Genomic DNA, 23,655 nt, shown 5'->3' with positions numbered 1-23,655 from the left:
GCCTAAGGCTAACCCTTAACCGCGTCGGGCGAACGCGGGAAGGCCACCCAGTGGTGACGTGGTTGTGCTAATTCTTCGGCGCAGGCAGCACGTGCAGCGTCTGCGGCCACCGCTGGGGCGCGGCGCCGAACGCTTGGTGGGAGTTCTCCACGATCTTCTTGCCCATCAATCGGTTGCCCACGCTGCCGACGGCGGCACCGATGCCGACCGGCAGCAGCTTGCCGAATGCGATAGCGCTCCGCTTGAGCGTGTATTTCTTGACGAAGTACCTCAGCATCCGCGAATTCAGTTGCGACACAGCGGGTAACGGCACTGTGGCGGCCCCGTCGGCAAGCCATGCGCCGCTGGTGCGGCCGCCGCCGAGCAGGTCGGCGACAGCGTGCTTGCCTTCGTCACCGACCAGCACGGCCAGTACCAGAGCACGCCGCCGCTCCCGCTGCTCGACAGGGATACCGTGCACGTCGGCGACAGCCAGGGCGAACACGGCCGTCGCCTCCAGGAACACCACGGTCTCCCCGGCGACGGAGGCCATCGCGGCGATGGTGCCGATACCCGGGAAGGCCGCCGCCGAGCCGACGGCGGCACCACTGGCCATGACGGCGGCCAGGTAGCGCTTCTCCAGCCTGGTGATGATCTCGGTGGGGGTGGCGTCGGGATGGTGCTCGCGCAGGCGGTTGACATAGGCATGAACCGCCGGCGCCTGGACGCGGGAGCCGCTTTCGAGAATGTGCGACAGTGCCCGCGCCGCGGCGCCGGGATTCTCGTCGGGGCTGCCAACCTTGGCGGGCAACTGGCCCTTCGTGCCCTTGATGCTGGAGCGAGCGCTCATCGGTTGACCTCTCGGTGCGCTGGTCCGGATATGGGTACCCGGGTTTTCAGGCTAACGCGTACCCAACGAATGGTGGAGCAACTCAGTGCCCGCTGGTGACGGAAGCGACAGTAAACATGGCGGGAAGAAAAAACTGACATGCGGTGCTGACCCTGTTCATGGCACCATCGCCCCTTGTGGATGTGACGGCGGTAGAACCGGTGGCCGGCACCGGCGCACAGCCGGGCCGGGCTCGGATGATTGTGATTCTCGGTTTGTTGGTCGCCTTGGGCCCGCTGACCATTGATATGTACCTGCCGGCATTGCCGCGGATTGCTCGGGAGCTGGGCGTGTCCTCGTCGGTCGCGCAGTTGACGCTGACCGGCACGTTGGCCGGGCTGGCTCTGGGCCAGCTGATCGTCGGGCCGCTGTCGGACGCGCTAGGCCGCCGTCGGCCGCTGATCGCCGGGATTCTGCTGCACATGGCCGCTTCGGTGATGTGCCTGCTGGCGCCGAACATCACCACTCTGGGTGCCGCCCGTGCCCTGCAGGGGGTTGGTGCGGCAGCGGCATCGGTGGTCGCCATCGCGGTGGTGGGCGATCTGTTCGACGAATCGGTGGCAGCCACCGTCATGTCCAGGCTGATGCTGGTGCTCGGAGTGGCGCCGGTGCTCGCGCCGTCGCTGGGGGCCGCGGTCCTGCTACACGGCTCGTGGCACTGGGTGTTCGCCGCGCTGGCGGTGCTGGGCGGGGCGCTCTTGACCGTCGCGATCCTGGCCTTGCCGGATACGCTGCCGGTCGAACACCGACGTCCACTGCAGTTGCGAGCCATCCTGCGCACTTACGGCGAGGTGCTCTCGGATGTGAGCTTCGTGATGCTGGTCCTGGTCGGGGCACTGGGCATGTCGGGTCTGTTCGCCTACATCGCGGGTGCGTCGTTTGTACTGCAGGGGCATTACGGCCTGAACCAGCAAACTTTCGCGCTGGTGTTCGCGGCCGGCGCGGTGGCGCTGATCGGCTCCACACAGTTCAACGTGGTGCTGTTGCGCCGGTTCTCCCCGCAGACCATCGCGGTGGCAGCGCTGAGCGCGGCATCGGTGTTCGGCCTGGTTTTCGTCGCGCTGGCGGTTTCGCACGCCGGCGGATTGGCGGCCTTCCTCATCCCGGTCTGGGCGATCCTGGCGGCTATGGGCCTGGTGATTCCGAATACTCCGGCGGTGGCGCTCGCCCGTCATCCCGATGCCGCCGGCACGGCAGCCGCGGCATTGGGTGCTGCGCAATTCGGCGTCGGTGCTGCGGTGGCCCCGTTGGTCGGGGCGCTGGGCAACGGTGAACCGGCGCTCGCCGTGGTGATGACGACGGGTGTGGTGATCGCCCTGTTCGCGCTCCTGGCGGTCGGTGGCGTCGGAGCGTCCGGCCACGAGCGGGTGGCCGGCTGACGGCCCGGCCACCACCGGTCGCCACCACCTCCGCCGCTAGCGGCCAACACGCCGCAGACTTGTTCGGACCCTCAGCGATCCGTAGCGTCGGGGCGGAAACTCGGCACGCGTGCCGATAACCGGAGTCGATACCCACGCCATGCATAAGTTGATTTCCGACGGGGCCGCCCGGTGAGCGCTCCCATTCAGGTCAGCCGTCCGTGGAATGCCCTCTGGGCGATGATGGTCGGCTTTTTCATGATCTTGGTGGACTCCACCATCGTGGCGGTCGCCAACGTGACCATCATGCAGAAGCTGAACACCGACTACGACGGCGTCATCTGGGTGACCAGCGCTTACCTGCTGGCCTACGCGGTGCCGCTGCTGGTGGCCGGACGCCTCGGTGACCGCTTCGGGCCGCGCAATCTGTACCTGGCAGGTTTGGCGGTCTTCACGCTCGCTTCGCTGTGGTGTGGCCTGGCCGGGAGCATCGGGATGTTGATTGCCGCCCGGGTGGTGCAGGGCCTGGGCGCGGGGCTGCTGACACCGCAGACCCTGTCGACGATCACCCGGATTTTCCCGCAGGACCGCCGCGGCGTCGCGATGAGCGTGTGGGGTGCCACGGCCGGGGTGGCGACGCTGGTCGGACCGCTGGCCGGTGGTGTGTTGGTGGACCACCTCGGCTGGCAGTGGATTTTCTTCGTCAACGTGCCGATCGGTGTGATCGGTCTGGTGCTTGCCTGGGTTTTGGTGCCGCAGCTGCCGACGGAGCGGCACCGGTTCGACCTGGTGGGTGTGTTGTTGTCCGGGCTGGGCATGTTCTGCATCGTGTTCGGGCTGCAGGAGGGGCAGGCGCACCACTGGGTTTGGTGGATCTGGCTGTTGATCGCCGGCGGCGTGTGCCTCATGGCCGCTTTCGTTTACTGGCAGTCGGTCAATCCGGATGAGCCGCTGATTCCGTTGACGGTTTTCCGCGACAACGATTTCAGCATGGCCAACGTGGCCGTGGCGACCATCGGTTTCTGCGTCACCGCGATGATCCTGCCGGTGATGTTCCACGCCCAGGCGGTGCTCGGATTCAGCGCGACGCGGGCGGCGCTGCTGACCGCGCCCATGGCGGTGGTGTCCGGCTTGCTGGCCCCAGTGGTCGGCAAGATGATCGACCGTTATTCGCCGCAGCCGATCGTCGGGTTCGGCTTTTCGGCGCTGGCGATCGGGTTGACCTGGCTGTCGTTCGATTTGACGCCGACGACCCCGGCGTGGCGACTGATGCCGCCTTTCATTGCAATGGGTGTGGGCATGGCGTTCATCTGGTCGCCGCTGGCGGCGACCGCGACCCGCAACCTGCCGCCGCAGCTGGCCGGGGCCGGGTCGGGTGTGTACAACGCGACCCGGCTGGTCGGTTCGGTGCTGGGCAGCGCCGGCATGGCCGCGTTCATGACCGCCAGGATCAGCCATGAGATGCCCGGGGGCGGTCAGCGGCCGCCGAGCGGCGAGGGCGCCGTCCAAACGCTGCCGCCGTTCCTGCACGAACCGTTCGCTACGGCTATGTCGCAGTCGTTGTTGCTGCCCGCGTTTGTAGCCTTGTTCGGGATCATCGCCGCGCTGTTCCTTCGGGGTGGGGTGGTCCCGTTGCAGCCGCCGGTCTCTTCACGGCTCGCTGCGCGGGAAGCCTTGGAGCCCAATTACTTTCCCGATGATGACGACTACGTCGAGTACGTCGTGGACTGGGATGAGCTCAATGCCCAGCCGGACGACCCGGACGAGTATGCGGACGACGAATACCCCGCCGAAACGGACGAACGGGCCGCAAAGTTCGAGTAGAACCGGCCATTTCGTCGATCTCGGCGTCACTCGTGGGTCAACGCAACAGCACTGCCGGGTTGAGATAACCGGTCGGATCAAACGCAGCCTTCACCGTGCGCATGGCCGCGATGTCGGCGTCGGTACGCGACATGGTCAGGTAGTCGCGCTTGCGGGTGCCCACCCCGTGCTCCGAACTGACATTGCCGCCGCAGTCCGCGATCAGCGCCATCATGGCTGAATACAGGCTATGCTCGACGTCGTCAGAAACGTTGCAGCGCAACAAGTTCAGGTGCAGATTGCCCTCGCCGATGTGCCCGAATAACACCGGAATGGCCGCGGGCGCATGTGCGGCAACCAGCTCCGTCGCGCGGTCGGCGAACAAGGATATATTCGAAAGCGGTAGCGACACATCGAATTTCAGCGGTGGCCCGTACCAGCCCAGGACCTCGGCGATCGACTCGCGCACCTGCCAGAGCCGCTGAGACGCACTGACGTCCATACCCACCGCCGGTTCGCCGGCCAGTTCGGCATCCTCCAGTGCCTCAGCCAGCATCTCGGTGAGGTCGATGTCGCCGGCCATTTCGATCAGCAGTTGCCAGGCGCCGCCGACCGGCGCGGGCACGCCCAAGTGTTCGGCGGTCAACGCGCTGGCCCGCGAGTCGATCAGTTCCAGCGCCGCGATACCGTCGGCGTCCCGGAAGCGGCGGCCGGTTGCGATCAGCGCGTCAAGGTTGTCGAACCCGGCCACCGCGGTCACCCGGTGCGCCGGTGTTGGATGCAGGCGCAGGTCCAGGCTGGTGATCACGCCGAGGGTGCCCTCGGCGCCGACGAACATCGCGCCCAGGTCGTAGCCGGTGTTGTCGCTGCGCACCTGGCTGTGCCGGCGCAACACCGTGCCGTCGGGCAGGGCGACGTCCAGGCCCAGGATCTGCTCGCCCATGTTGCCGTAACGCACAGTGCGCAGCCCGCCGGCGTTGGTGGACGCCATGCCGCCGACGGTCGCCGAATCACGCGCGGCCAGGTCCACCCCGAACACCAGTCCGGCTGCCACCGCGGCCTTCTGTACCGCAGCGCAGGTGGCTCCGGCGCCGACGCGCACCCGGCGTTCGACGGTGTCCACCTCGCCGATTGCGGACAGTCGCTCGGTGGACAGCAGCACGTCGTCGTGCTCGGGCACAGTGCCGGCCACCAGCGAGGTCCGCCCACCCTGCACGGTGACGTAGGCCCCGGCATCGCGACATATCCGCAGTACCGCGGCCACTTCCTCGTCGGTGCCGGGCCGAACCAGTGCACACGCTTGGCCGCGATAGCGGCCGGTGTGGTCGACGGTGCGGCCGGCCAGGACGTCGGGATCGGTGCTGACATAGCCCTTGCCGACGACGGCGGCCAGTCGCTCAAGGAGCGTTTCGGTCACCGGATGTCTGTACCACATCCGGCAGTAGTCAATGCCACGGCCGGTGTGGTCAGCGCCAGGAACGCTCCGAGTTCGGTCAACCCGTCCGGGGTGGACGGCAGGTAGTCGGTCAGGTAGCGCGAGCGCACCAGGTATGCCGCGTATTTGGCGCGGCTGACCGCCACATTAAGGCGGTTGCGGTTGAGCAGGAAACCCATGCCGCGCGGTACCTCACCGATCGAGGACGCCGTCATCGAGATGAACACCACCGGCGCCTGGCGCCCCTGGAACTTGTCGACGGTGCCGACCAGGATATCGCCGTAGCCGGCCGTGTTCAGCTGCTCGCGCAGCAGCACTACTTGCGCGTTGTACGGCGCGACCACCAGAACATCTTCGGGCCCAAGGGTTTTGGTGCCGTCTTCGTCGGACCACGTTCGGCCGAGCAGCTCGCCGACAGCCGCGATGATCGCCTCGGCCTCCTGTGGGCTCTCGGTCGCGTTGCCTTCATGGTCGACGGCCATCAGGTGCACGCCCGGCTCGACTCCGGTCAGTCGGCGGCCCGCGGTGACATGCTCAGCGGACTGCAGCCGGTTGTCGTATGACAGCGCCGACACCGGCGCACATACCGCAGGGTGCATCCGGTAAGACAGATCCAGGAAGTAGCCGCGCTCGGTGGGCAGCGTGTGCCGCCCTTCGACCAGCCAGCTCAGTGCGGAGTCGTTTACCGGTTCGGGGTGCGTGCCCTGGCTGACCTGTGGCAGTTGCTGCGGATCGCCCAGCAGCAACAGATTTCGGGCAGCCGGCGCGACGGCAATGGTGTTGGCCAGGCTGAACTGGCCCGCCTCCTCGATGACCAGCAGATCCAGGCTGCCCGGCGGCACCCGTCCGTCGTTGGCGAAATCCCATGCGGTGCCACCGATTACGCAGCCCCGCCCGCCCTCGATGAAACTGGCGTAGTGGTTTTCCGGGACCCTGGTGAACAGCGCGTCATCTGGTGCACCCTTCTTGCCGACCAACTGACCATCGACCCCGGCCTTCACCACACTGGTGAGCACGTTCTCGACCACGGCATGCGCCTGGGCCACCACGCCGATGCGCCAGTGGTACCGGTTGGCCAGATCGACTATGGCCTTGGACGCGGTATGAGTCTTGCCGGTCCCGGGCGGGCCGTGCACCGCGAGATACGACGAGTCCAAATCCTGAAGGGAGGCAACGATATCGGCGCCCGTGTCACCGGTGCGGGGGAGCGGCCCACCGGACACGGTGCGCGGAGCGGACCGCAGCAGGATGTCCATCGCCGCGTTGGGCGGCAAGGAAGGCAACCCTGCCGCCACCGCACCGGCGGTCGCGTCGATCGAGTTGCGCAGCGGCTTGGTGTTCGGCGGTGCACCCGGGGTCAACGCGAACGGCAGCTGTGAAAAGAGTTCGCCGTCTTTGGCGGGCCGGTGCATGATCAGGACTTCGGTGCCGTCCTCGTTGCTGTCCAGCACCGACGCTGAGCCCGAGGCCCGGCGGTCAGGATCGTCGGAAAGTCCTGCCGGAGAGGGTGGTTCGTACAAGGCAAAGACCTCGCCACCAATCGAGCCGGCCGCGACCTCGCCATGCAACAGAACCTGACGTTGCGGCTTGCGTGCCCGCGGCGGTGTGTGCCAGTCGACGACGACCTCGGCGGGTTCGGTGGTCACGAAAACGTCTGTGCTGTCGGCCCATTCGTCGACCGGGTTGTTGATCCGGTCGAAATGTGCCCACCAGAACGGCTTTTCCTCGCGCTGGTGGTATCCGCGGGCAGCGGCCACCATGGCGACGGCCTGCTGCTCGGCGGTGCGTGCGGTGGTACCGTCACCCGCGTACTTCATCAGCGCGCGCTGAGCTGTGTCGTCGGCGACCTCAGCGGCCTCAGGTTCCGGCAACCCACCGGTGACCGGCCCACGCGGACCGATGCCTGCGGCCCACGCCACGCCTAGCAGCCACTCGCGCAGCCGCAGTGTGGAGCGGCAGTCGTAGCGGTTGTAGTCCTCGATCTCCTTGAGTACCGCTGCGGCTTTCTCGTGCCTGTCAGTGGCCTGCAGTTCGGTGTAGCGCGCGTACTGCGTGATCGAGTCGGTGGCTTTGGTCACCTCACCGCTGCGCAACTCGCCACCCATGTACAGCGGCTCCAGGTACTTGATGCTGTAGCTCTCGGTGCCGACCCGAATACTCTTGCGTACCAACGGAAGCAGGTCGACCAGTACGCCGTTGCGCAACAGATCGTCCACCTCGGCCTCGCCGATGCCGTAACGCCCGGACAGCCGCAGCAGGGTGCTCTTCTCGTACGCCGCGTAGTGGTAGATGTGCATGTTCGGGTAACGCTTGCGCTGCTTGCGCACCAACGCCAGGAAATCGATCAGCGCCTGCCGTTCACTGGCTCGGTCATGCGCCCAGAGCGGATGGAATTCCCCGGTCGCGGTCAACGTGCCCCACAGATACTCCAGTCCCCAGTCGATTCCGTTCTCGGTCCACAGTGGGTCGCCCTCGTAGTCGAAGAACAGGTCGCCCCGATCTGGTTCGGGCAGGCCGGTCAGCGGCTGGACGTCGATCACCTCGAACTGGGGTTTGTCGTCGATTGGCGGCGCGACCTGCAGCCCGGCCTGACCGATCAGATTCGCGGTGGTGCGCGATGACAGTCCCGGCACCGCACCGGTGTGCTCGGCCAGTTCGTGCATCGTGGTGATGCCGGCGTCGATCAGCCGGGCCCGTTGACTCACCCGCATACCCGCCACCAGCAGCAGATCGTCGTGTTCACGTACCTGCACCATGCAGTCGTCGCAGCTGTGACATGCCCGCAGCCCCGGAGTCTCCCAGGACACCGGGGCGCCACCGGCCTGATGTTCGTCGAGCAGCCGCTGAAGCTCTGCGCGCCGGGGTAGGTACACCGGCAGCAGTTCGGCCACCGGGTAGCTGGCAATGGTCCCGTCACCCAGCACCAGGTCGACCTCCGGCGCGACCGGTACCCCGGCAGTGGTCAACGCGTCGGCGTAGGCCGCCAGCTGTAGCAGTGCTTCGACTTTCACCGAGCGGGCCAGTTTGGTGTCCCGCAGTCGGTAGCCGTCATCGGTCAGGATCAGGAAGTCGGCGAACCCCAGGAACCGGCCGTCGAACATAGCGGCCTGGTAGATCACCGGCGCGCGCCGGTCGACGGCCGCGCGGGTGGCCTCCGCCGAGGCGATCAGCCCGGCCGTGGTGTAGGGCCGGGGTCGGCCGATCACCGCGATGTTGTCGTCGTACTGCTCACGCAACTGTTCCAGGTGACGACGCTCATGGGCGTCGCCGAGTTCGGCGGTGCGAGCCAGCAGATCGTCTTCGATGGTCGCCTTCGGTCCCCATCCGAGTAACCCGTCGAACCGGCGCAGCAGCGCGTACTCGCACCGCGCCGCGGCGGCGAGATCGGAGGCGCTGTAAACAATCTGATCGGCGGGGCTCAGGAACACCTCGCCACCCTAAGACAGCCGACCGACAGACGGCCTCAATGCGCCTGGCCTGTCGGCGATGTGAGCCGCAACTACATCGCCGCGGCGACCGACGATGACCAGAAGCCGTTCAGAGGATCGGCGTATTCGTCATTGGTGGTCAACGACGGAAGCCCGAGCGAGTCTTCGATGGTGCGCAGCAGGCTGTAGTGGGTGGCGTACTCGTTGTCGGTGAAGTTGCCCGAGCGCATTCCGGCGGCAATAGCTCCCGGTGACGGGATGACGATGGTCACCACGTGGTTGCCCTCGTTGGCCAAGCCGGTCGAAAGATTGTTGGAGTCCTCGTCGAAGGTGATGAAGATGGCGCTCTTCTGCGTCGGGTCATTCCAGACCTCCGAGTTGATGATGGTCGGAATGGTGCTCTGCAGGAACTGATCACCCGCCGCGATGTTGTATTGATGGGTGGTGAGCAGGCCCCCGAGGTAACTCAGAATGCCCGACACGGTGTCGATGGGACCTTCCATGTTGTTGGCCTCATTGGCTGCGAACCAGGCGAAGTTGGGTGCGGTGGCGTTTGAGGACAGGTCTGTGGCCAACTTTGTCAGCGGGAAGAGGTGCGCAACAGCGCGGCCCGGGTTGTTGTAGATGTCGCTGAATGCCATGAACGGCAGTTGGTCGGGTGAATAGTCGCTGGTTGAGACATACGGTCCGGCCGCGGACATGCCTTGTGCGTAGCCAGCCCACGTCTTGCCGGCCGCTTCGATGTTGTCGGCAAGATTCTGTGCGTCGAAGCAGTTGGTCGCGCAGTTGTAGCTGAGGCCGAAGTCGGTGCCACCAAGGATTGGGTAGTAGTTGGGGTCGCTCGGGTGGGTCAGCGCGTAGTAGTCGGTTTCGACGCCGTAGGTGTTGATCAGGCTGTTGAGGTACGGCGCGTTCGGGCTGCCGACAATGTCGTTGTAGCCCTTGTTCTCCATGTAGACCATGAAGACGTGGTCGAGTTGGCCGACCGTCGAGGCCGGGGGAGTTGGTGCCGGCGGCGCGGGCAGGGTGGCTCCGACGGTGAATGACAGATCGTCGGCATACGCCTCGTTATAGCCGCCCGTGGCGTCATTGAGGGTCACCACAACCTGTGCCGAGCGGGTGCCGACGGGCACGGTGCCCGAGGTGTCGCGCTCGAGCAGTCCGCTCTGGAACCAGCGGTCGAATGGAGTGACGGGGGCGATTTGTCCGACGCCCAGCTGGGCCCCGTTGGCGCCCAGGAAGCGGACGGTGACTGAGGCTGCTGAGGGATCGAAACCAGCGCCACCGAGCCATCCGCTCAGGTTGTATGGCACCGAACCCGCATCGATGGCCGATGCGGCGCCGCTCAGATCGACCGTTTGCGACAGCGTCGAGGTGGCGACATTGCCGCCGCCGAAGAACTGCGTGTCTCCGGCGGTGGGCGGATCGTTGGGGAACGTGCCGAGCACCGGCCCCGGGAACGAAAGACCCTGGGGGAGTCGGTACGAGGTGCCGTATTTGATGACAGTTGGCGTACCGGTCACGGTCCAGCCGGGTATAGTCACCGCGCTGTTGCCCGACAGCGACGGGTCCCCGGATTCTGCGCTGGGATTGACCAGAAGGTTGGGGCTGGTCACCTGCGACGTGGTAATTGCCGAAACTGCTTGGGATGGAAAGAGATTCGTCTCGAACTGCTTACGCACCCAGGCCAGCATGGTCCACATCACGGGCGACCCCGCGGGCACGTTCGACGGCAACGTGGATACCAGCGGTGCCAGGGCCGTCTGGAGGAATTCCTTCGCCGCGGTGACGACGGTGCTCAGGATTGTCTGGACCGTGGGTGGTGTGGACGGAGCGGGGACGGTCGACGTAGCAGTTGTCGCAGATGCCGATACAGCCGCCGCGGCCGACACAGGCTTTGGTGAGACGGCCGCCGTCGACACGGTGGTTGCCGTCGGACGCACAATGGCGTGGTTGGATCCGGCACTGACAGCCGGCAGCGGCGGGCTGATCCTTGTTAATGCCTGGATCACCTTGGCGGCGGCTTGGGTCGATGTCCCCCCGACGCCCGATGAACGCTTTGAACCGTGGGCCGCGGACGCAGCGGCAACGGAACGTGTCAGGTCACTTTGTGCCGGGTTCGGGGCATCGGTCGTCGTTGCGGTGGTCTTCGATTCCGGCGTCGCGGTGTTCGTCTTGTTTTTGGGAGCGGGTGCCAGTTTCCCTAAGCCGTTGAGGGACGGGTGTTTATCGGCCGGCGACCCGCTGATCGACGAACTGGCTGAGCTCGTTGACGTTGTCCCAGACGCAGCGGAGGAGGGCTCGGCGTAGGCGGTCCCGGTGGCCACCGACACTCCGACCCCGAGGAACACAGCCAACGCACCGACTCGTCCGATATACCGTGAGCAACCCATAGCCGTTCCCTTCGCCGGTTCGGGTGGAACGCAACGCGGAAAATTGACGACATGGTAGCGCCGCTTACACCGCGAATATCGGGAAAATGCGGCTGTTGCTCGGGTGATCATGGCTGGGCCCCGGGCCCGCGCAAACCAAATCATCGCGGAATCGATGTCACGGCTGGTTAGCCGGCGTTTCCAACCAGCTCGACGCCGTTGCCGTTCCAGTGGAACCGGACCACACTCTTGAGATTGCTGCCCGGGTTGGTGTAGCTCAGAGCGACGGTGTCACCGGTGCTCGCCGACGGATCGATTCCGTTGAACCCGTAGGTATCCGGCACTCCGGTCGGGATGAACTGGCCCAGGTGGAACATCACCGCGCGGGTGTTCGGATTCTCGGCATTGGTGTTTGCCTTGACGATCACCACCGACAACGGCGCGCACTGGTTGTAGTTGCCGGCCAGCGGTTCGGGGCTCCAGCCCTGCTTACTGCGCGGGTCTGGGGGCAGCCGGGATACCGCCTTGGCGATGTCGGGGGCGGCCAGGCTCACCGCGCACGGGTCGGCGGGTGAGGCGGAGGTCTTCGGGCCGGCTGCGACCGTCGGGGCGACGCTCGCTGGTTTCGGCGCCGCGGCGGGCGCCGCAGGGCCCGGGGTTTTGGAAGCTGTGGAGTCACCCGATCCGCAGCCGGACACACTTGCCGCAGTCAGTGCGGCCGCCACGATCGCTATCAATTTCGGTTCGGCACAACGCACCCGGCCACCCTATAAGGGTGGTGGGCCGAGTTATGGCAGGCATGCGGGCGTATCGGTGTGATAAAGCCGTAGACTTCTCGCATAATGACGACGCCTTCGCCCGAGACCGACCCGGATCCGGGCGGCCGCGACATCGCTGCAGACCCCGCCGCAGACAGTACCGACAGCGAGGCTGGCATCACATTTGCCGACCTGCATATCCACCCCGAGGTGCTACGGGCGCTGGTAGATGTCGGCTATGAATCGCCGTCGCCCATTCAGGCCGCGACCATTCCGGCGATGCTCAACGGCTCCGACGTCGTCGGCCTGGCCCAGACCGGCACCGGTAAGACCGCCGCGTTCGCAGTGCCGGTGCTGTCCAAGATCGACCCCACCAGCCGCAATACTCAGTGCCTGGTGCTGGCACCGACCCGTGAACTCGCGCTGCAGGTGGCCGAGGCGTTCGGTAAGTACGGCGCGCACCTGAACGTGAATGTGCTGCCCGTCTACGGCGGGTCGTCGTACACCCCGCAGTTGGCTGGGCTCAAGCGCGGTGCCCAGGTCGTGGTGGGTACCCCGGGCCGGGTCATCGACCATCTGGAGAAGGGCAGCCTGGACCTCTCGCACCTGGATTACCTGGTGCTCGACGAGGCCGACGAGATGCTGCAGATGGGATTCGCGGAGGACGTCGAACGCATCCTGGCCGACACCCCGGAGTACAAGCAGGTGGCGCTGTTCTCGGCCACCATGCCACCGGCCATCAAGAAGATCACCAGCAAGTACCTGCACGACCCGGTCGAAGTGACCATCAAGGCGAAAGCCCAGACCGCCGAGAACATCACCCAGCGCTACATCCAGGTGGCCGGTCCGCGGAAGATGGACGCCATCACCCGGCTGCTCGAGGTCGAACCGTTCGAGGCCATGATCGTCTTCGTCCGGACCAAGCAGGCCACCGAGGAAGTTGCCGAAAAGCTCAGGGCCCGTGGGTTTTCCGCCGCTGCGATCAACGGTGATATCCCGCAGGCGGTGCGTGAGCGCACCATCACCGCACTCAAGGATGGTTCCATCGACATCCTGATCGCCACCGACGTGGCGGCTCGCGGCCTTGACGTCGAACGTATCTCGCACGTGCTGAACTACGATATCCCGCACGACCCGGAGTCGTACGTGCACCGCATCGGACGCACTGGCCGGGCCGGTCGCTCCGGTACCGCGCTGCTGTTCGTCACGCCGCGGGAACGCCATCTGCTCAACTCCATCGAGCGGGTCACCCGCAAGAAACTCGTTGAGTCCCAACTGCCTTCGGTTGACGACGTCAATGCCCAGCGGGTGGAGAAGTTCCGCGATGCCATCACTGACGCGCTCAGCGCGCCGGGTATCGAGCTGTTCCGCCGGCTGATCGAAGACTTCGAGCGCGATAACAATGTGCCACTGGCCGACATTGCAGCCGCGCTGGCGGTGAAGACCCAGGGTGGCGAAGAGTTCCTGATGAAGGAGCCGTCGCCCGCGCACGCGAGGAGCGACTGGGACTCGGGGAAGCGTCGTTCAGACCGGGATCGCGCCGACCGCGCTGACCGCGGCGATCGCAAACCCCGCGCCGTGCGCGACGACCTGGCCACCTATCGGATCGCAGTGGGCAAGCGGCACAAGGTCATTCCGGGGGCCATCGTCGGCGCCATCGCCAACGAGGGCGGGCTGAACCGCAGCGACTTCGGGCACATCAGCATCCGGGTTGACCACTCGCTGGTCGAGTTGCCCGCCAAATTGAGCAAGCAGACGCTCAAAGCCCTTGAAAACACCCGGATTTCGGGCCAGCTTATCCACCTCGAGCTGGACCGGGGTGGTCGTGGGGACCGCGGTTCGTATCAGGACCGGGGCTCATACCAAGACCGGGCCCCGCGCCACGGTAAGGGCCGTGACGACGACCGGCGTGGCCGGGGTGATCGAGACCCGGGCAAGCGCAAGCACAAGTGACCCGGGTTGCCTCACTCACCGGGGTTCGCGCTGTAGCAGCGCTGCTGGTGCTATTGACCCATGCGGCGTACACCACCGGTAAGTACTCCGAAACGTATGTCGGGCTGATGTATTCGCGAACGGAGATCGGTGTTGCGATCTTCTTCGTGCTGTCGGGGTTCCTGCTGTTCACCCCGTGGGTGCGGGCGCTGGCCGCGGGTGGCTCGGGCTCGTATGAGTCGCCGCGAATCAAGCGGTACACCTGGCACCGGATTCGACGGATCATGCCGGCGTACGTCATCACGGTGCTGGCGGCGTTTACCCTGTACCACTTCCGGCAGGCCGGGCCCAACCCCGGCCACACCTGGATGGGGCTGCTCCGGAACCTGACGTTGACGACCATCTATACCGACAACTATCTGTTCTCCTGGCTGCATCAGGGTCTGACCCAGATGTGGAGTCTGGCGGTGGAAGTTGCTTTCTACGTTGCACTTCCGCTGCTGGCCTACCTGTTGATGGTGGTGCTGTGCCGGCGGCGCTGGCGGCCCGGGCTGCTGCTGGCCGGATTGGCCGGCCTGGCGGTGATAAGCCCGGTCTGGCTGACGTTGGTGCACACCACGCATTTCCTGCCCGAAGGAGCCCGGCTGTGGCTACCGACCTATCTGCTCTGGTTCCTCGGCGGCATGCTGTTGTCCGTGCTGGCCGCGTTGGGCCTGCGCGCCTACGGCTTCCTTTGCATCCCACTGGCATTGGTGTGTTTTCTGATCGTCTCGACGCCCATAGCCGGGGCGCCGACCACATCGCCTGCTGAGCTGCGGGAGAGCCTGTCCAAGGTGGTGCTGTACGCGGCGATCGCCACGTTGGCGGTGGCACCGTTGGCTCTGGGGGACCGTGGCTGGTATGACCGGGTGCTGGCCAGTCGGCCGATGGTCTTCCTCGGAGAGATCTCCTACGAAATCTTCCTCGTGCATCTGATGACCATGGAATTGGTCATGACCGAGATCATGCGCAAGCCGGTCTATACCGGGTCCACGTTGACCTTGTTCACCTTGACGCTGTTGGTGACCATCCCGGTGGCGTGGTTGCTGCATCGGGTGACCCGGGTTCGCAGCTAGTTCAATCCCCGGTCGTCGCCCGAGCACCGAGCACTGGCTGTACGGCCGCGTAGCCGGCATGTACCCCTACCTGCGCTACTCGCGGCGCCGCTGACCCTGCAGTCGGATGTTCGTAATCGTGGACGACGGCGGGCATCGAAATTAGGTTATGCTGCCCTAAAAATCGACCGAATCTATTTTTAGGGTGGCGGATGACCGAGCAGAAGACATCGCGCGGGCTGCAGGGTGCGCTGGTCAAACTGTGGCGAGGTGGGGACTATCGGATGACAGTCACCGGCCGCAGCGAGATCACATCGAACTATCTTCGGCTGCATTTCACCGCACCCGATCTGTTGTCGGAGCAATCGATCCACCCCACCATGTGGGTTCGCGGTTGGTTCCCTGATGGCGCCAAGTCGCACCAGCGTGGCTACACCCTGGTCAACCCAGACCCCGAAACTGGCACTGTCGACATCGATTTCGCCCTGCACGACGGGCTGGCCACCAACTGGGCCCGGGTTGCCAGCCCGGGCGACACCCTGGAGGTGACGGTGTTGGGCAGCAACTTCACGCTGCCCGAACCCGCGCCGGCCGGTTATGTTCTGGTCGGTGACACCGCGTCATTGCCGGCGATCAACTCGCTGCTGGCAGCCATCGGGGACAGTCCGGCACGGGTATTCCTGGAGACCGCACATGACGACGATCGTGAGTTGCCGATCACCAATGATGTTGCAGTGACCTGGATTGATCGCAAGAACGCGGGGGAGGCGCTGATCGAGGCGGTGCGGTCGGCGGCGTTCGACGCGTCCGAGCATTTCGGCTGGGTGGCATGCGACAGCCGCACTACCCGGGAGGTGGTCAAGGTGCTGCGCGAGGCCTACAACATTCCGCGCAAGTCGATCAAGGCGCGGGGCTACTGGGAGGCCTGAGTGGGCGTCGGAACCAGTTGCGCGACAACGAATTCCTCGAGCATCGCGCGCTCGTCAGCCTCGTCGGCTCCGGGGAACATCAGCAGCGAGACCATGATGCGGATCAGCCAGCCGGCCCGCCGCTGCGGGTCCTCGATCCCAAGTGATGACAAGAACGAGGTTGCCAGTCCGGTGATGACCTCGGACTGCGCGGCGACCTCGCCGCCGATGGCCGGTGCCGAGGTGGCGAACCATGATGACAGCGCGGGGTTTTCGCGCACGCTGCGCACCGCGATCACGAAAGCCTCCAGCAGTCGTGCCCGTGGGTCGGTGATGTGCGCGATACGGTCGCCGACCGCGGCGAACAGTCGGAAGGTCACGCGGTGCACGTAGGCCAAGTGCAGCGCCTCGCGGTTCTCATAGTATCGATACAGCGTGGCACGGGAACAGCCTGCGGCCCTCGCGATTTCGCTCATGCCAACGCTCGCCGCGTCGTGTTTGGCGAACAGTCGGTCCGCGGCGTCCAAGATGACCTCGGCGCCCACCTCGGTCCGCTTGACAGACAGCCAGTCACCGGCCATCAGCGGACTCTGAACGGTACGGACAACGGCCGTCGTACGTAGCTGCCGCCGGCCCACACGATGCCGCTCTCGTCCACCTCGAAATCAGGTATCCGCGAAAGTAATTCGGTCAGTGCCACCCGCGACTGCATGCGGGCCGCAGCGGCGCCGAGGCAGTGGTGGGCGCCGTGGCTGAAGGTCAGGATGTTGCGCGGCTTGCGCGTCACTTCCAATTCGCCTGCGCTCGATCCATATTGCCGCTCGTCCCGATTGCCCGAACCGTAGAGGAACAGCACCTTGCGGCCCTCGGGAATGGTGTCCGCACCAATGGTGACATCGCGGGTGGTGGTCCGGGCCAGGCCCTGTACTGGTGAGGTCAGACGAAGGAACTCATCCACCGAATCTGTTATCAGGTCAGGGTTTTCGACCAGCACGCGGCGTTGGTCGGGGCGCTGGTGCAGCAGTTGCACCGAGCCACCGAGCATGCCTGTTGTGGTGTCGTTTCCGCCGGTGACCATGGTGAACGTGAAAGCCAGGATGGACAGCACCCCGGCGATGTCACCGTCGGCGCCGATACCCGCGGCGACCAGGTGCGAGACGGTGTCGTCCTCGGGTTCCTTGCGGCGGCGTTCGATCAGCGCCGTGAAGTAACCCATCATGTCGCCCAGGGCGCTGCCGAGTGTCTCGAGCGCACCGCCGAGGCCACCCTCGGCGGTGTTGGCCGCGACGATGGCTTCGGTCCAGCCGTCGAACTGGTCGCGGTCCTCCTCCGGGACGCCCAGGTAGTGCGCGACCACCATGGACGGCAGCGGCTTGAACAACTCGGCGACGATGTCGCCGCCGCCGTTTGCCTTGAGTTTCTCCAGCCGTTCTACGACGAACTCGCGCACCTTGGGTTCGACGGCCTCGACCTGACGGGGGGTGAAGCCCCGCGACACCAGCTTGCGGAATTCGGTGTGCACCGGCGGGTCGGTCATCACCATCGGTGGGTTGTCTTGCAGGCCAATGAGTTCCAGCTCGCCGTAGTTGACGGTCAGACCCTGTGCCGAGGAGAACGTCTCGTGATCACGGGCCGCCGCCCAGATGTCGGCGTGCCGGGACAGCACGTAGTAGTCGGCGCCAGGGTGTTGTGGATCGACCACGTGGTGCACCGGGTCGTGATCACGCAGGGCCTGGTACATGGGCCACGGGTTGACCCAGCCCGTCGTGTCGGCGAGCTGGAACGTCGCCGGGGAACCCTGACTGCCCTGAGACAAAGTTGCCATCATGTCTTATGTGTACGACACGGGGCCGCTGGTGTCAACGCGTCTGAGGGCTGCGGAATCGCGCAACGACTGCGGCCCGCCGACACCCGCCGCGTGCCGTCCAGCCCCAACAATCGCAAGCCCACCACGGTGTCGTCCGGAGTCCCGGATGTCTTCGTTGATAGTGCCGTGAAAATTTAATGTCAGATTCCGGCGCCCGGGTTGAGGATGTTGTCGGGGTCCAGCGCCGTCTTGATCCGACGGTTCAGGTCCATCGCATCCGGCCCCAGGTAGCCGGCCAACCATGGGCGCTTGAGCCGTCCGACTCCGTGCTCGCCGGTGATGGTGCCACCCAATTGCACTGCCAGATCCATGATTTCGCCGAAAGCAATGTTGGCCCGACGGGTGTTGTCGGGGTCGGTCGGATCATGCACGATCAACGGGTGGGTATTGCCGTCGCCGGCATGCGCGATCACCGAGATCATCAGGTCGTGTTTCGCTGCGATCTGCTCTACTCCGGCGACCAGATCGGCCAGAGCCGGCAATGGCACTCCTACGTCTTCCAGCAGCAGCGGGCCCTTGGCCTCAACCGCGGGGATGGCGAACCTGCGGGCCGCGACGAACGCCTCGCCCTCATCGGGGTCGTCGGTGGAAAAGACTTCTGTTGCACCGGCTTCGGTGAATGCCTGTGCCATGAATTCGACGTCCTGGGCGCCGGCGGCACCGCGGTCGTCGGAAGCGGCCACCAGCATGGCCTTGGCGCTGCGGTTCAGGCCCATCTTGAGTTTGTCCTCGACCGCATTGATCGCGACATCGTCCATGAACTCCAGCATCGACGGCCGAATCTTGGCGGTTATGGTGACCACCGAGTCTGCCGCGGCGCGCACCGAATCGAACGACGCGACCACGGTGCACCCACGGTGCTGCGGTGGCAGCAGTCGCAGTGTCACCTCGGTGACCACGCCCAGGGTGCCCTCGCTGCCGACGAATAGTTTGGTCAGGCTCAGTCCGGCAACGTCTTTGAGCCGTGGGCCGCCCAGTCGCACCGCAGTGCCGTCGGCCAGCACCACCTGCAGGCCCAGCACGTAGTCGGTGGTCACGCCGTACTTCACGCAACACAGGCCGCCGGCATTGGTCGCGATATTGCCACCGATGCTGCAGATCTCGAACGACGACGGGTCGGGTGGATACCAGAGCCCGTGGGCGGCAACGGCTTTCTTCACCTCGGCGTTGAACAGTCCGGGCTGGGTCACCGCCGTGCGGGTCGCGGTGTCGACGGTGATGTCGCGCATGCGTTCGGTGGTCAGCACGATCCCGCCGTCCACGGCGGTCGCCCCGCCGGACAGGCTTGTGCCCGCTCCGCGCGGCACCACCGGAATCTTGTGCGCGCTGGCCCAGCGCATCACGGTCTGCACCTCCGCGGTGCTCCTCGGACGAACCACCGCGATAGGGGTTCCGGCACCCGGGTCGGCGGCACGGTCCTGGCGGTACGACGCCACAATGTCCGGGTCGGTGACGACCGTGCCGTCAGGAAGGTCAGTGATCAGGCTCGGCAGCGCGTCATGCACAGGGCAAGTCTAGGAGCCGTTTCTGGCGACTCGACTGATCGCGACGCCCTCAAGCACCACGGGTATTAATTGCACGTTACGGCTGTGTTACCTGTACGCTGACGGGGTGCGCCAAAAGGCGAAGTCGGCCGAGATTGAAGCGCTCCGGTACAGCCGGCGCGGAGCCAACGTCTCAAGGCTCGCGCTCGAAATTCATGTTCGGGCGGTAGGTCGCGGCATCGGCAGTTCCTGCCCATCGTTCATCCCCGACGAGCGCCTTGATGCCATGGCGCCCGGATCGGTCACCACGATGGCGGCCATCGAACTCTGCCTGACCGGGCTGTGGTTCCGGGTCGAGGGTGGCTACGTCGCCGACGATCCCGAGCTGATCGACCATTTGTCGGTCGGGCGGCTGCGACGCTGGGCCCGGAAATTGTGGCGCTACCTCAACAGCGAGCCGGTTGTTCCGTTCTAACCGTGCCCGGGCAGGATGGCTGGGTGTTGCCGCATCCCCGTACCGGTGTGGAATTCGCCTCACCGGTCCACCCCGGCTCGGGATGGCCGGGTGATCCGGCCACCGATCAGACTCCGGTGGCGCAGACGGCTGCCCAGGTTCGGACCCGGTCCAGACGGTGCACCGAAGTGGCTGACCTGGATGCCCAGGTCTCGATCTGCCGGGCCTGCCGGCGGCTGGTCAGCTGGCGCGAAGACGTCGCGACCAGAACCCTGGCCAACCGCAAATCCTATGCGGCCGAACCATATTGGGGTCGGCCGATACCCGGCTTCGGCGTCGCCCGGCCACGAATCTGGGTGCTGGGCCTGGCGCCGGCCGCACATGGTGCCAACCGGACCGGTCGGGTGTTCACCGGCGACCGGTCCGGCGACTTCCTGTTCGCCAGTGTGTATCGCACGGGTCTGGCCAGTAGCCCAGACAGCACCGACGCTGCGGATGGATTGACTCTCAACGATATTCGGGTGGTGGCAGCGGTCCGGTGCGCACCACCGGGCAATGCGCCGACCCCCGAGGAACGCGACACCTGCGCACCCTGGCTGGAAGCCGAATGGCGTTTGACCGGAGCGGACGTACGGGTGGTGGTGGCCCTGGGCGGCTTCGCCTGGAAGGCGGCACTGGACCTGACCGGGGCCGGCCGACCACTGCCCAAGTTCGGCCACGGTGCGCTGGCTGACCTTCCGGGTGGCGCCCAGCTGCTGGGTTGCTACCACCCGAGCCAGCAGAACACCTTCACCGGACGGCTCACCCCGAACATGCTCGACGACATCTTCGCCACCGCTTCGTCATTGGCGAGGGAATCGCGCCCCGCTGGAAAGGGTTGACTGACTCGTGCGGCTTTCCGTCCTCGATCTCGTCCCGGTCCGTAGCGACCAGTCCACTGCCGACGCGCTGGTGGCCACTCGGCGCCTGGCCCAGCTGGCCGATGAGCTCGGCTACACCCGCTATTGGGTAGCCGAGCATCACAACATGCCCGCGGTGGCGGCCACCAGTCCGCCGGTGGTGCTGGGCTACCTCGCCGCCCAGACCAACCGTATCCGGCTCGGCTCCGGTGGGGTGATGCTGCCCAACCACGCTCCGCTGGCGGTGGCCGAACAGTTCGCTCTGCTGGAAGCCGCCGCACCGGGCCGCATCGACTTGGGCGTCGGCCGCGCACCGGGTACCGATCCGGTTACTTCGATCGCGTTGCGCGGGCCCGCCGGTCGCACCGACGAGGACGTGCGCCGTTTCCCGGAATACCTCGACGACATCGTCGCGCTGATGAGTCCCGGCGGCGTCGGGGTGTCCATCGAAGGCCGAAGCTTGATGGACCAGAACTACATTCTCAAGGCCACCCCGGCCGCGCTCGCCCCGCCGGCAGTGTGGTTGCTCGGCTCGTCGATGTATTCGGCGCATCTGGCTGCGGCCAAGGGCCTGCCCTATGTGTTCGCGCACCACTTTTCGGGTCAGGGCACCGAAGAGGCGCTGGCCACCTACCGTGACGAGTTTCGGCCGAGTGAATTCGCTGACAAGCCAACGACATTCATGACGGTCAACGCCTGTGTGGCGCCAACCCGCACCGAGGCCGAGCAGCTGATCAGGCCCAACCTGCAGATGATGGCCTGGCTGCGCACCGGTCAGCCGCTGCGGGCGCTGGACCTGGTCGAGGACTCCGAGTCGGTGCAGCTCACCGCGGCACAGCACGCCGTGGTGACCTCGGGGATGGCCAGGGCCGTGGTCGGGTCGCCCGCCGAAGCGGCTGACCAAATCCGCAAGCTGGCACAGTATTTCGGCGTCGACGAGGTGATGGTCAACCCGGTCGCCTCGGCCCACCGGGGTACCGACCCGGCGACCGCGCCGGGCCGGGAGGCCACTCTGCGACTGCTGGCCGACGAACTGCTCTAGCGCGGGGTGAGGACCACCACCGGAATGACCCGGGTGGTCCGCTTCTGATAGCCCTCGTAGCGGTTGGCGTTGTTCTTGTTCACCAACTGCCACAGTCGCGGGTAGTCCGGGTCGTCCTTCCCGACGATCCGGGCGCTCACGGCGAATCGCTTTGTGCCGACGTTGATTTCGACATCAGGGTGGGCCTTCAGGTTGAAATACCAGTCGGGCGCCTTCGGCTCGCCGCCCTTGGACGCGACGATCAGATAGGCGTCGCCGTCGCGCGCGTAGCTCAGCGAGGTGGTGCGGGCCAGGCCGGACTTGGCACCCACGGTGTGCAGCAACAGACTTGGCGGGACGCCCGGAAACCGATGCCCGACTCGGCCTTCGGTCTTCTGGTAAATCCGGTCGTGCACCTTCAACATCGGCAGGCCGAGGTATTTCTCCCACAGAGGCATACTCATGTGTTCAAGTCTGCCTGCGGATCCCCGAGGCGTGCCACCGCCTCTCGCAGCAGCCGGCCGCTGGTCTCCCGATCGGGGTCGCGGCGTAGCAGCATGCCTTTGGCGAATGCCAGTTTGTCGCCGGCCTGGCGCGGCACCACGTGCAGGTGAATGTGGAACACCGACTGGAACGCTGCCTTGCCATCGTTGATCACGATGTTGTTGCCGGCGGCATGCAGGCCCGATTCGCGTGCACCTTGCCCGATGCGTTGCCCGAGGGTGGCCAGAGCGGCCACGACATCGGCCGGGGTGTCGGTGAGATTCTCGAAATGCTGCTTGGGAATCACCAGGGTGTGACCAGGGCTGAACGGGCGGATGTCCAGGAACGCCAGGTAGTCGTCATCCTCGTAGATACGTATCGCGGGCGCTTTCCCGGCGACGATGTCACAGAACACACATGCCATCGCTCCACCGTAGGCCACGGCTGTTGTTGCGGGTTATCGCGCGCCCAGGGTGCGCTGCATGTCCGGCTTCATCTGCAGCAGCTGCTGACCCCAGTAGGCCCAGGTGTGGGTGCCGGTCGGGGGAAACACGAAGGTCGCATTGCGACCGCCGGCCGCTACGTAGGCGTTCTGGAAGTTGGTGTTCGACTTGAGGGTGAAGCTCTCCAAGAACTGTTGCGGCACACCGCTGGTCGCACCGGCCAGATCGTCGGGCGTGCCGCTGCCGCAATACACCCAGATCCGGGCCCCGCTGCCGACCAGCTTGCCTACGTTGACCGTCGGATCATTTGCGGCCCAGGCCGGATCTCCCGGTGGACCCCACATCTGGTCCGGGTTGAAGCCTCCGGCGTCGTTCATCGCCAGCTTGACCAACGGCGGCCAGAATGGGTCGGACAGATTCAGGAACCCGGACAACGAGCCCGCGTACCGGAACTGACCGGGATAGTTCGCCGCGAACATCAAGGCGGTCGATCCGCTCATCGACACTCCGACGACAGCGTTACCGCCCTGCGAGATACCTTTGTTGGACGCCAGCCAGCCCGGCAGTTCGCGGGTGAGGAAGGTCTCCCATTTGTAGGTCTGGGTGCCGCCCGCGCCGACGGCCGGTTGATACCAGTCGGTGTAGAAACTGGACTGCCCACCGACTGGCATCACTACCGACAGGCCTGACTGGTAGTACCACTCGAAGGCTGGGGTGTTGATGTCCCAGCCGTTGACGTCCTCTTGTGCGCGCAGGCCGTCGAGGAGGTACAGGGCGTGCGACCCGCCGCCCTGGTACTCCACACGCACGTTGCGGCCCATTGCCGCAGACGGCACGCTCAGGTAGTCGACCGGCAGGCCCGGCCGTGAGAACGCGCTGGCCGGCGTTGCGGAGATGAGGCCACCTACGATCAGCGACGCCAGGGCTGTGCCCAGCAGTTTCGCGACACTAGGCAAACTCTTGCGGTACTGCGCCATGGTTGCCCCCTGTGGCTGTTCCCTGCAGACATATCCAGGTCTACTCGAATCGGTCGCAGGACGGAACCCCG

At 65.7% G+C, this 23,655-nt stretch carries 20 protein-coding genes; 9 read left to right on the top strand and 11 right to left on the bottom strand.

All coding sequences use genetic code 11. The features are described 5' to 3' along the window. Positions 1-67: 67 nt before the first annotated feature. Positions 68-829, bottom strand: a complete 762-nt coding sequence (locus M2432_RS10765; protein WP_280826800.1) for a hypothetical protein — start codon at positions 827-829, stop codon at positions 68-70. A 158-nt stretch (positions 830-987) separates the two neighbouring features. On the opposite strand from M2432_RS10765, the gene M2432_RS10760 reads away from it, so the two are divergent. Further along, positions 988-2,247 (top strand): multidrug effflux MFS transporter, encoded by a 1,260-nt coding sequence (locus tag M2432_RS10760; RefSeq protein WP_280826936.1) that lies wholly within the window; start codon positions 988-990, stop codon positions 2,245-2,247. Between the two features lie 219 nt (positions 2,248-2,466). Beyond that, the gene (locus M2432_RS10755) at positions 2,467-4,050 is read left to right on the top strand and encodes an MFS transporter (protein ID WP_280826935.1); all 1,584 of its coding nucleotides are present in this window, start codon (positions 2,467-2,469) and stop codon (positions 4,048-4,050) included. Positions 4,051-4,087: 37 nt separating this feature from the next. Here M2432_RS10755 and M2432_RS10750 read toward each other — a convergent pair whose 3' ends face one another. From M2432_RS10750 to M2432_RS10740, 3 genes are all read right to left on the bottom strand, one after another. After that, positions 4,088-5,446: an FAD-binding oxidoreductase gene (locus tag M2432_RS10750; RefSeq protein ID WP_280826799.1), complete on the bottom strand. Its 1,359-nt coding sequence runs from the start codon at positions 5,444-5,446 to the stop codon at positions 4,088-4,090. After that, positions 5,443-8,892 (bottom strand): TM0106 family RecB-like putative nuclease, encoded by a 3,450-nt coding sequence (locus tag M2432_RS10745; RefSeq protein ID WP_280826798.1) that lies wholly within the window; start codon positions 8,890-8,892, stop codon positions 5,443-5,445. Before M2432_RS10745 ends, M2432_RS10750 begins: the two co-directional genes overlap by 4 nt. Before the next feature lie 71 nt (positions 8,893-8,963). Then, positions 8,964-10,508, bottom strand: coding sequence for an alkaline phosphatase family protein (locus tag M2432_RS10740; protein WP_280826797.1), 1,545 nt, complete (start codon positions 10,506-10,508; stop codon positions 8,964-8,966). A gap of 76 nt (positions 10,509-10,584) precedes the next feature. Between M2432_RS10740 and M2432_RS10735 the strand changes: the two genes are divergently transcribed. Then, positions 10,585-11,202, top strand: a complete 618-nt coding sequence (locus M2432_RS10735; RefSeq protein ID WP_280826796.1) for a hypothetical protein — start codon at positions 10,585-10,587, stop codon at positions 11,200-11,202. 250 nt (positions 11,203-11,452) lie between these two features. Here M2432_RS10735 and M2432_RS10730 read toward each other — a convergent pair whose 3' ends face one another. Further along, positions 11,453-12,022, bottom strand: coding sequence for an LppP/LprE family lipoprotein (locus M2432_RS10730; protein WP_280826795.1), 570 nt, complete (start codon positions 12,020-12,022; stop codon positions 11,453-11,455). Between the two features lie 84 nt (positions 12,023-12,106). Between M2432_RS10730 and M2432_RS10725 the strand changes: the two genes are divergently transcribed. From M2432_RS10725 to M2432_RS10715, 3 genes are all read left to right on the top strand, one after another. Continuing rightward, on the top strand, positions 12,107-13,975 hold the full coding sequence (locus tag M2432_RS10725) for a DEAD/DEAH box helicase (protein ID WP_280826794.1): 1,869 nt from the start codon (positions 12,107-12,109) through the stop codon (positions 13,973-13,975). Then, on the top strand, positions 13,972-15,069 hold the full coding sequence (locus M2432_RS10720; protein ID WP_280826793.1) for an acyltransferase: 1,098 nt from the start codon (positions 13,972-13,974) through the stop codon (positions 15,067-15,069). Before M2432_RS10725 ends, M2432_RS10720 begins: the two co-directional genes overlap by 4 nt. Positions 15,070-15,260: 191 nt before the next feature. Continuing rightward, on the top strand, positions 15,261-15,977 hold the full coding sequence (locus M2432_RS10715; protein WP_280826792.1) for a siderophore-interacting protein: 717 nt from the start codon (positions 15,261-15,263) through the stop codon (positions 15,975-15,977). Here M2432_RS10715 and M2432_RS10710 read toward each other — a convergent pair. The 3 genes from M2432_RS10710 to M2432_RS10700 all read right to left on the bottom strand — a co-directional run bounded on the left by M2432_RS10710 (position 15,962) and on the right by M2432_RS10700 (position 19,328). Further along, entirely contained in the window at positions 15,962-16,537 is a 576-nt protein-coding gene (locus M2432_RS10710; protein WP_280826791.1) for a TetR/AcrR family transcriptional regulator, read from the bottom strand. The genes M2432_RS10715 and M2432_RS10710 overlap by 16 nt on opposite strands. After that, complete coding sequence (locus tag M2432_RS10705; RefSeq protein ID WP_280826934.1) at positions 16,537-17,697, bottom strand: cytochrome P450; 1,161 nt, start codon at positions 17,695-17,697, stop codon at positions 16,537-16,539. Before M2432_RS10705 ends, M2432_RS10710 begins: the two co-directional genes overlap by 1 nt. 266 nt (positions 17,698-17,963) lie before the next feature. Next, a complete protein-coding gene (locus M2432_RS10700; RefSeq protein WP_280826790.1) occupies positions 17,964-19,328 on the bottom strand; it encodes an FAD-linked oxidase C-terminal domain-containing protein in 1,365 nt (454 codons plus the stop codon). Between the two features lie 106 nt (positions 19,329-19,434). Between M2432_RS10700 and M2432_RS10695 the strand changes: the two genes are divergently transcribed. Genes M2432_RS10695 through M2432_RS10685 form a run of 3 tightly spaced genes read left to right on the top strand, consistent with a single transcriptional unit; the run spans position 19,435 to position 21,702 of the window. Next, positions 19,435-19,782: a hypothetical protein gene (locus M2432_RS10695; RefSeq protein WP_280826789.1), complete on the top strand. Its 348-nt coding sequence runs from the start codon at positions 19,435-19,437 to the stop codon at positions 19,780-19,782. Positions 19,783-19,784: 2 nt separating this feature from the next. Then, positions 19,785-20,642, top strand: coding sequence for a uracil-DNA glycosylase (locus tag M2432_RS10690; protein ID WP_280826788.1), 858 nt, complete (start codon positions 19,785-19,787; stop codon positions 20,640-20,642). Positions 20,643-20,649: 7 nt separating this feature from the next. Beyond that, on the top strand, positions 20,650-21,702 hold the full coding sequence (locus M2432_RS10685; RefSeq protein WP_280826787.1) for an LLM class flavin-dependent oxidoreductase: 1,053 nt from the start codon (positions 20,650-20,652) through the stop codon (positions 21,700-21,702). Here the strand turns inward: M2432_RS10685 and M2432_RS10680 are convergent. From M2432_RS10680 to M2432_RS10670, 3 genes are read right to left on the bottom strand one after another with little or no spacing between them, the layout of a single operon-like run. Continuing rightward, entirely contained in the window at positions 21,699-22,145 is a 447-nt protein-coding gene (locus tag M2432_RS10680; protein ID WP_280826786.1) for a nitroreductase family deazaflavin-dependent oxidoreductase, read from the bottom strand. The genes M2432_RS10685 and M2432_RS10680 overlap by 4 nt on opposite strands. Further along, positions 22,142-22,588 carry an HIT family protein gene (locus tag M2432_RS10675; protein WP_280826785.1) on the bottom strand — a complete coding sequence of 149 codons (447 nt, stop codon included), beginning with the start codon at positions 22,586-22,588 and terminating at the stop codon, positions 22,142-22,144. The genes M2432_RS10680 and M2432_RS10675 overlap by 4 nt, the downstream gene beginning before the upstream one ends. 33 nt (positions 22,589-22,621) lie before the next feature. Then, entirely contained in the window at positions 22,622-23,584 is a 963-nt protein-coding gene (locus tag M2432_RS10670; RefSeq protein ID WP_280826784.1) for an alpha/beta hydrolase family protein, read from the bottom strand. Positions 23,585-23,655: the final 71 nt, after the last annotated feature.

The sequence above is a fragment of the Mycobacterium sp. OTB74 genome, assembly GCF_029892685.1.
Taxonomy (GTDB): domain Bacteria; phylum Actinomycetota; class Actinomycetes; order Mycobacteriales; family Mycobacteriaceae; genus Mycobacterium.
This window is presented reverse-complemented; position numbering and strand designations above follow the sequence as displayed.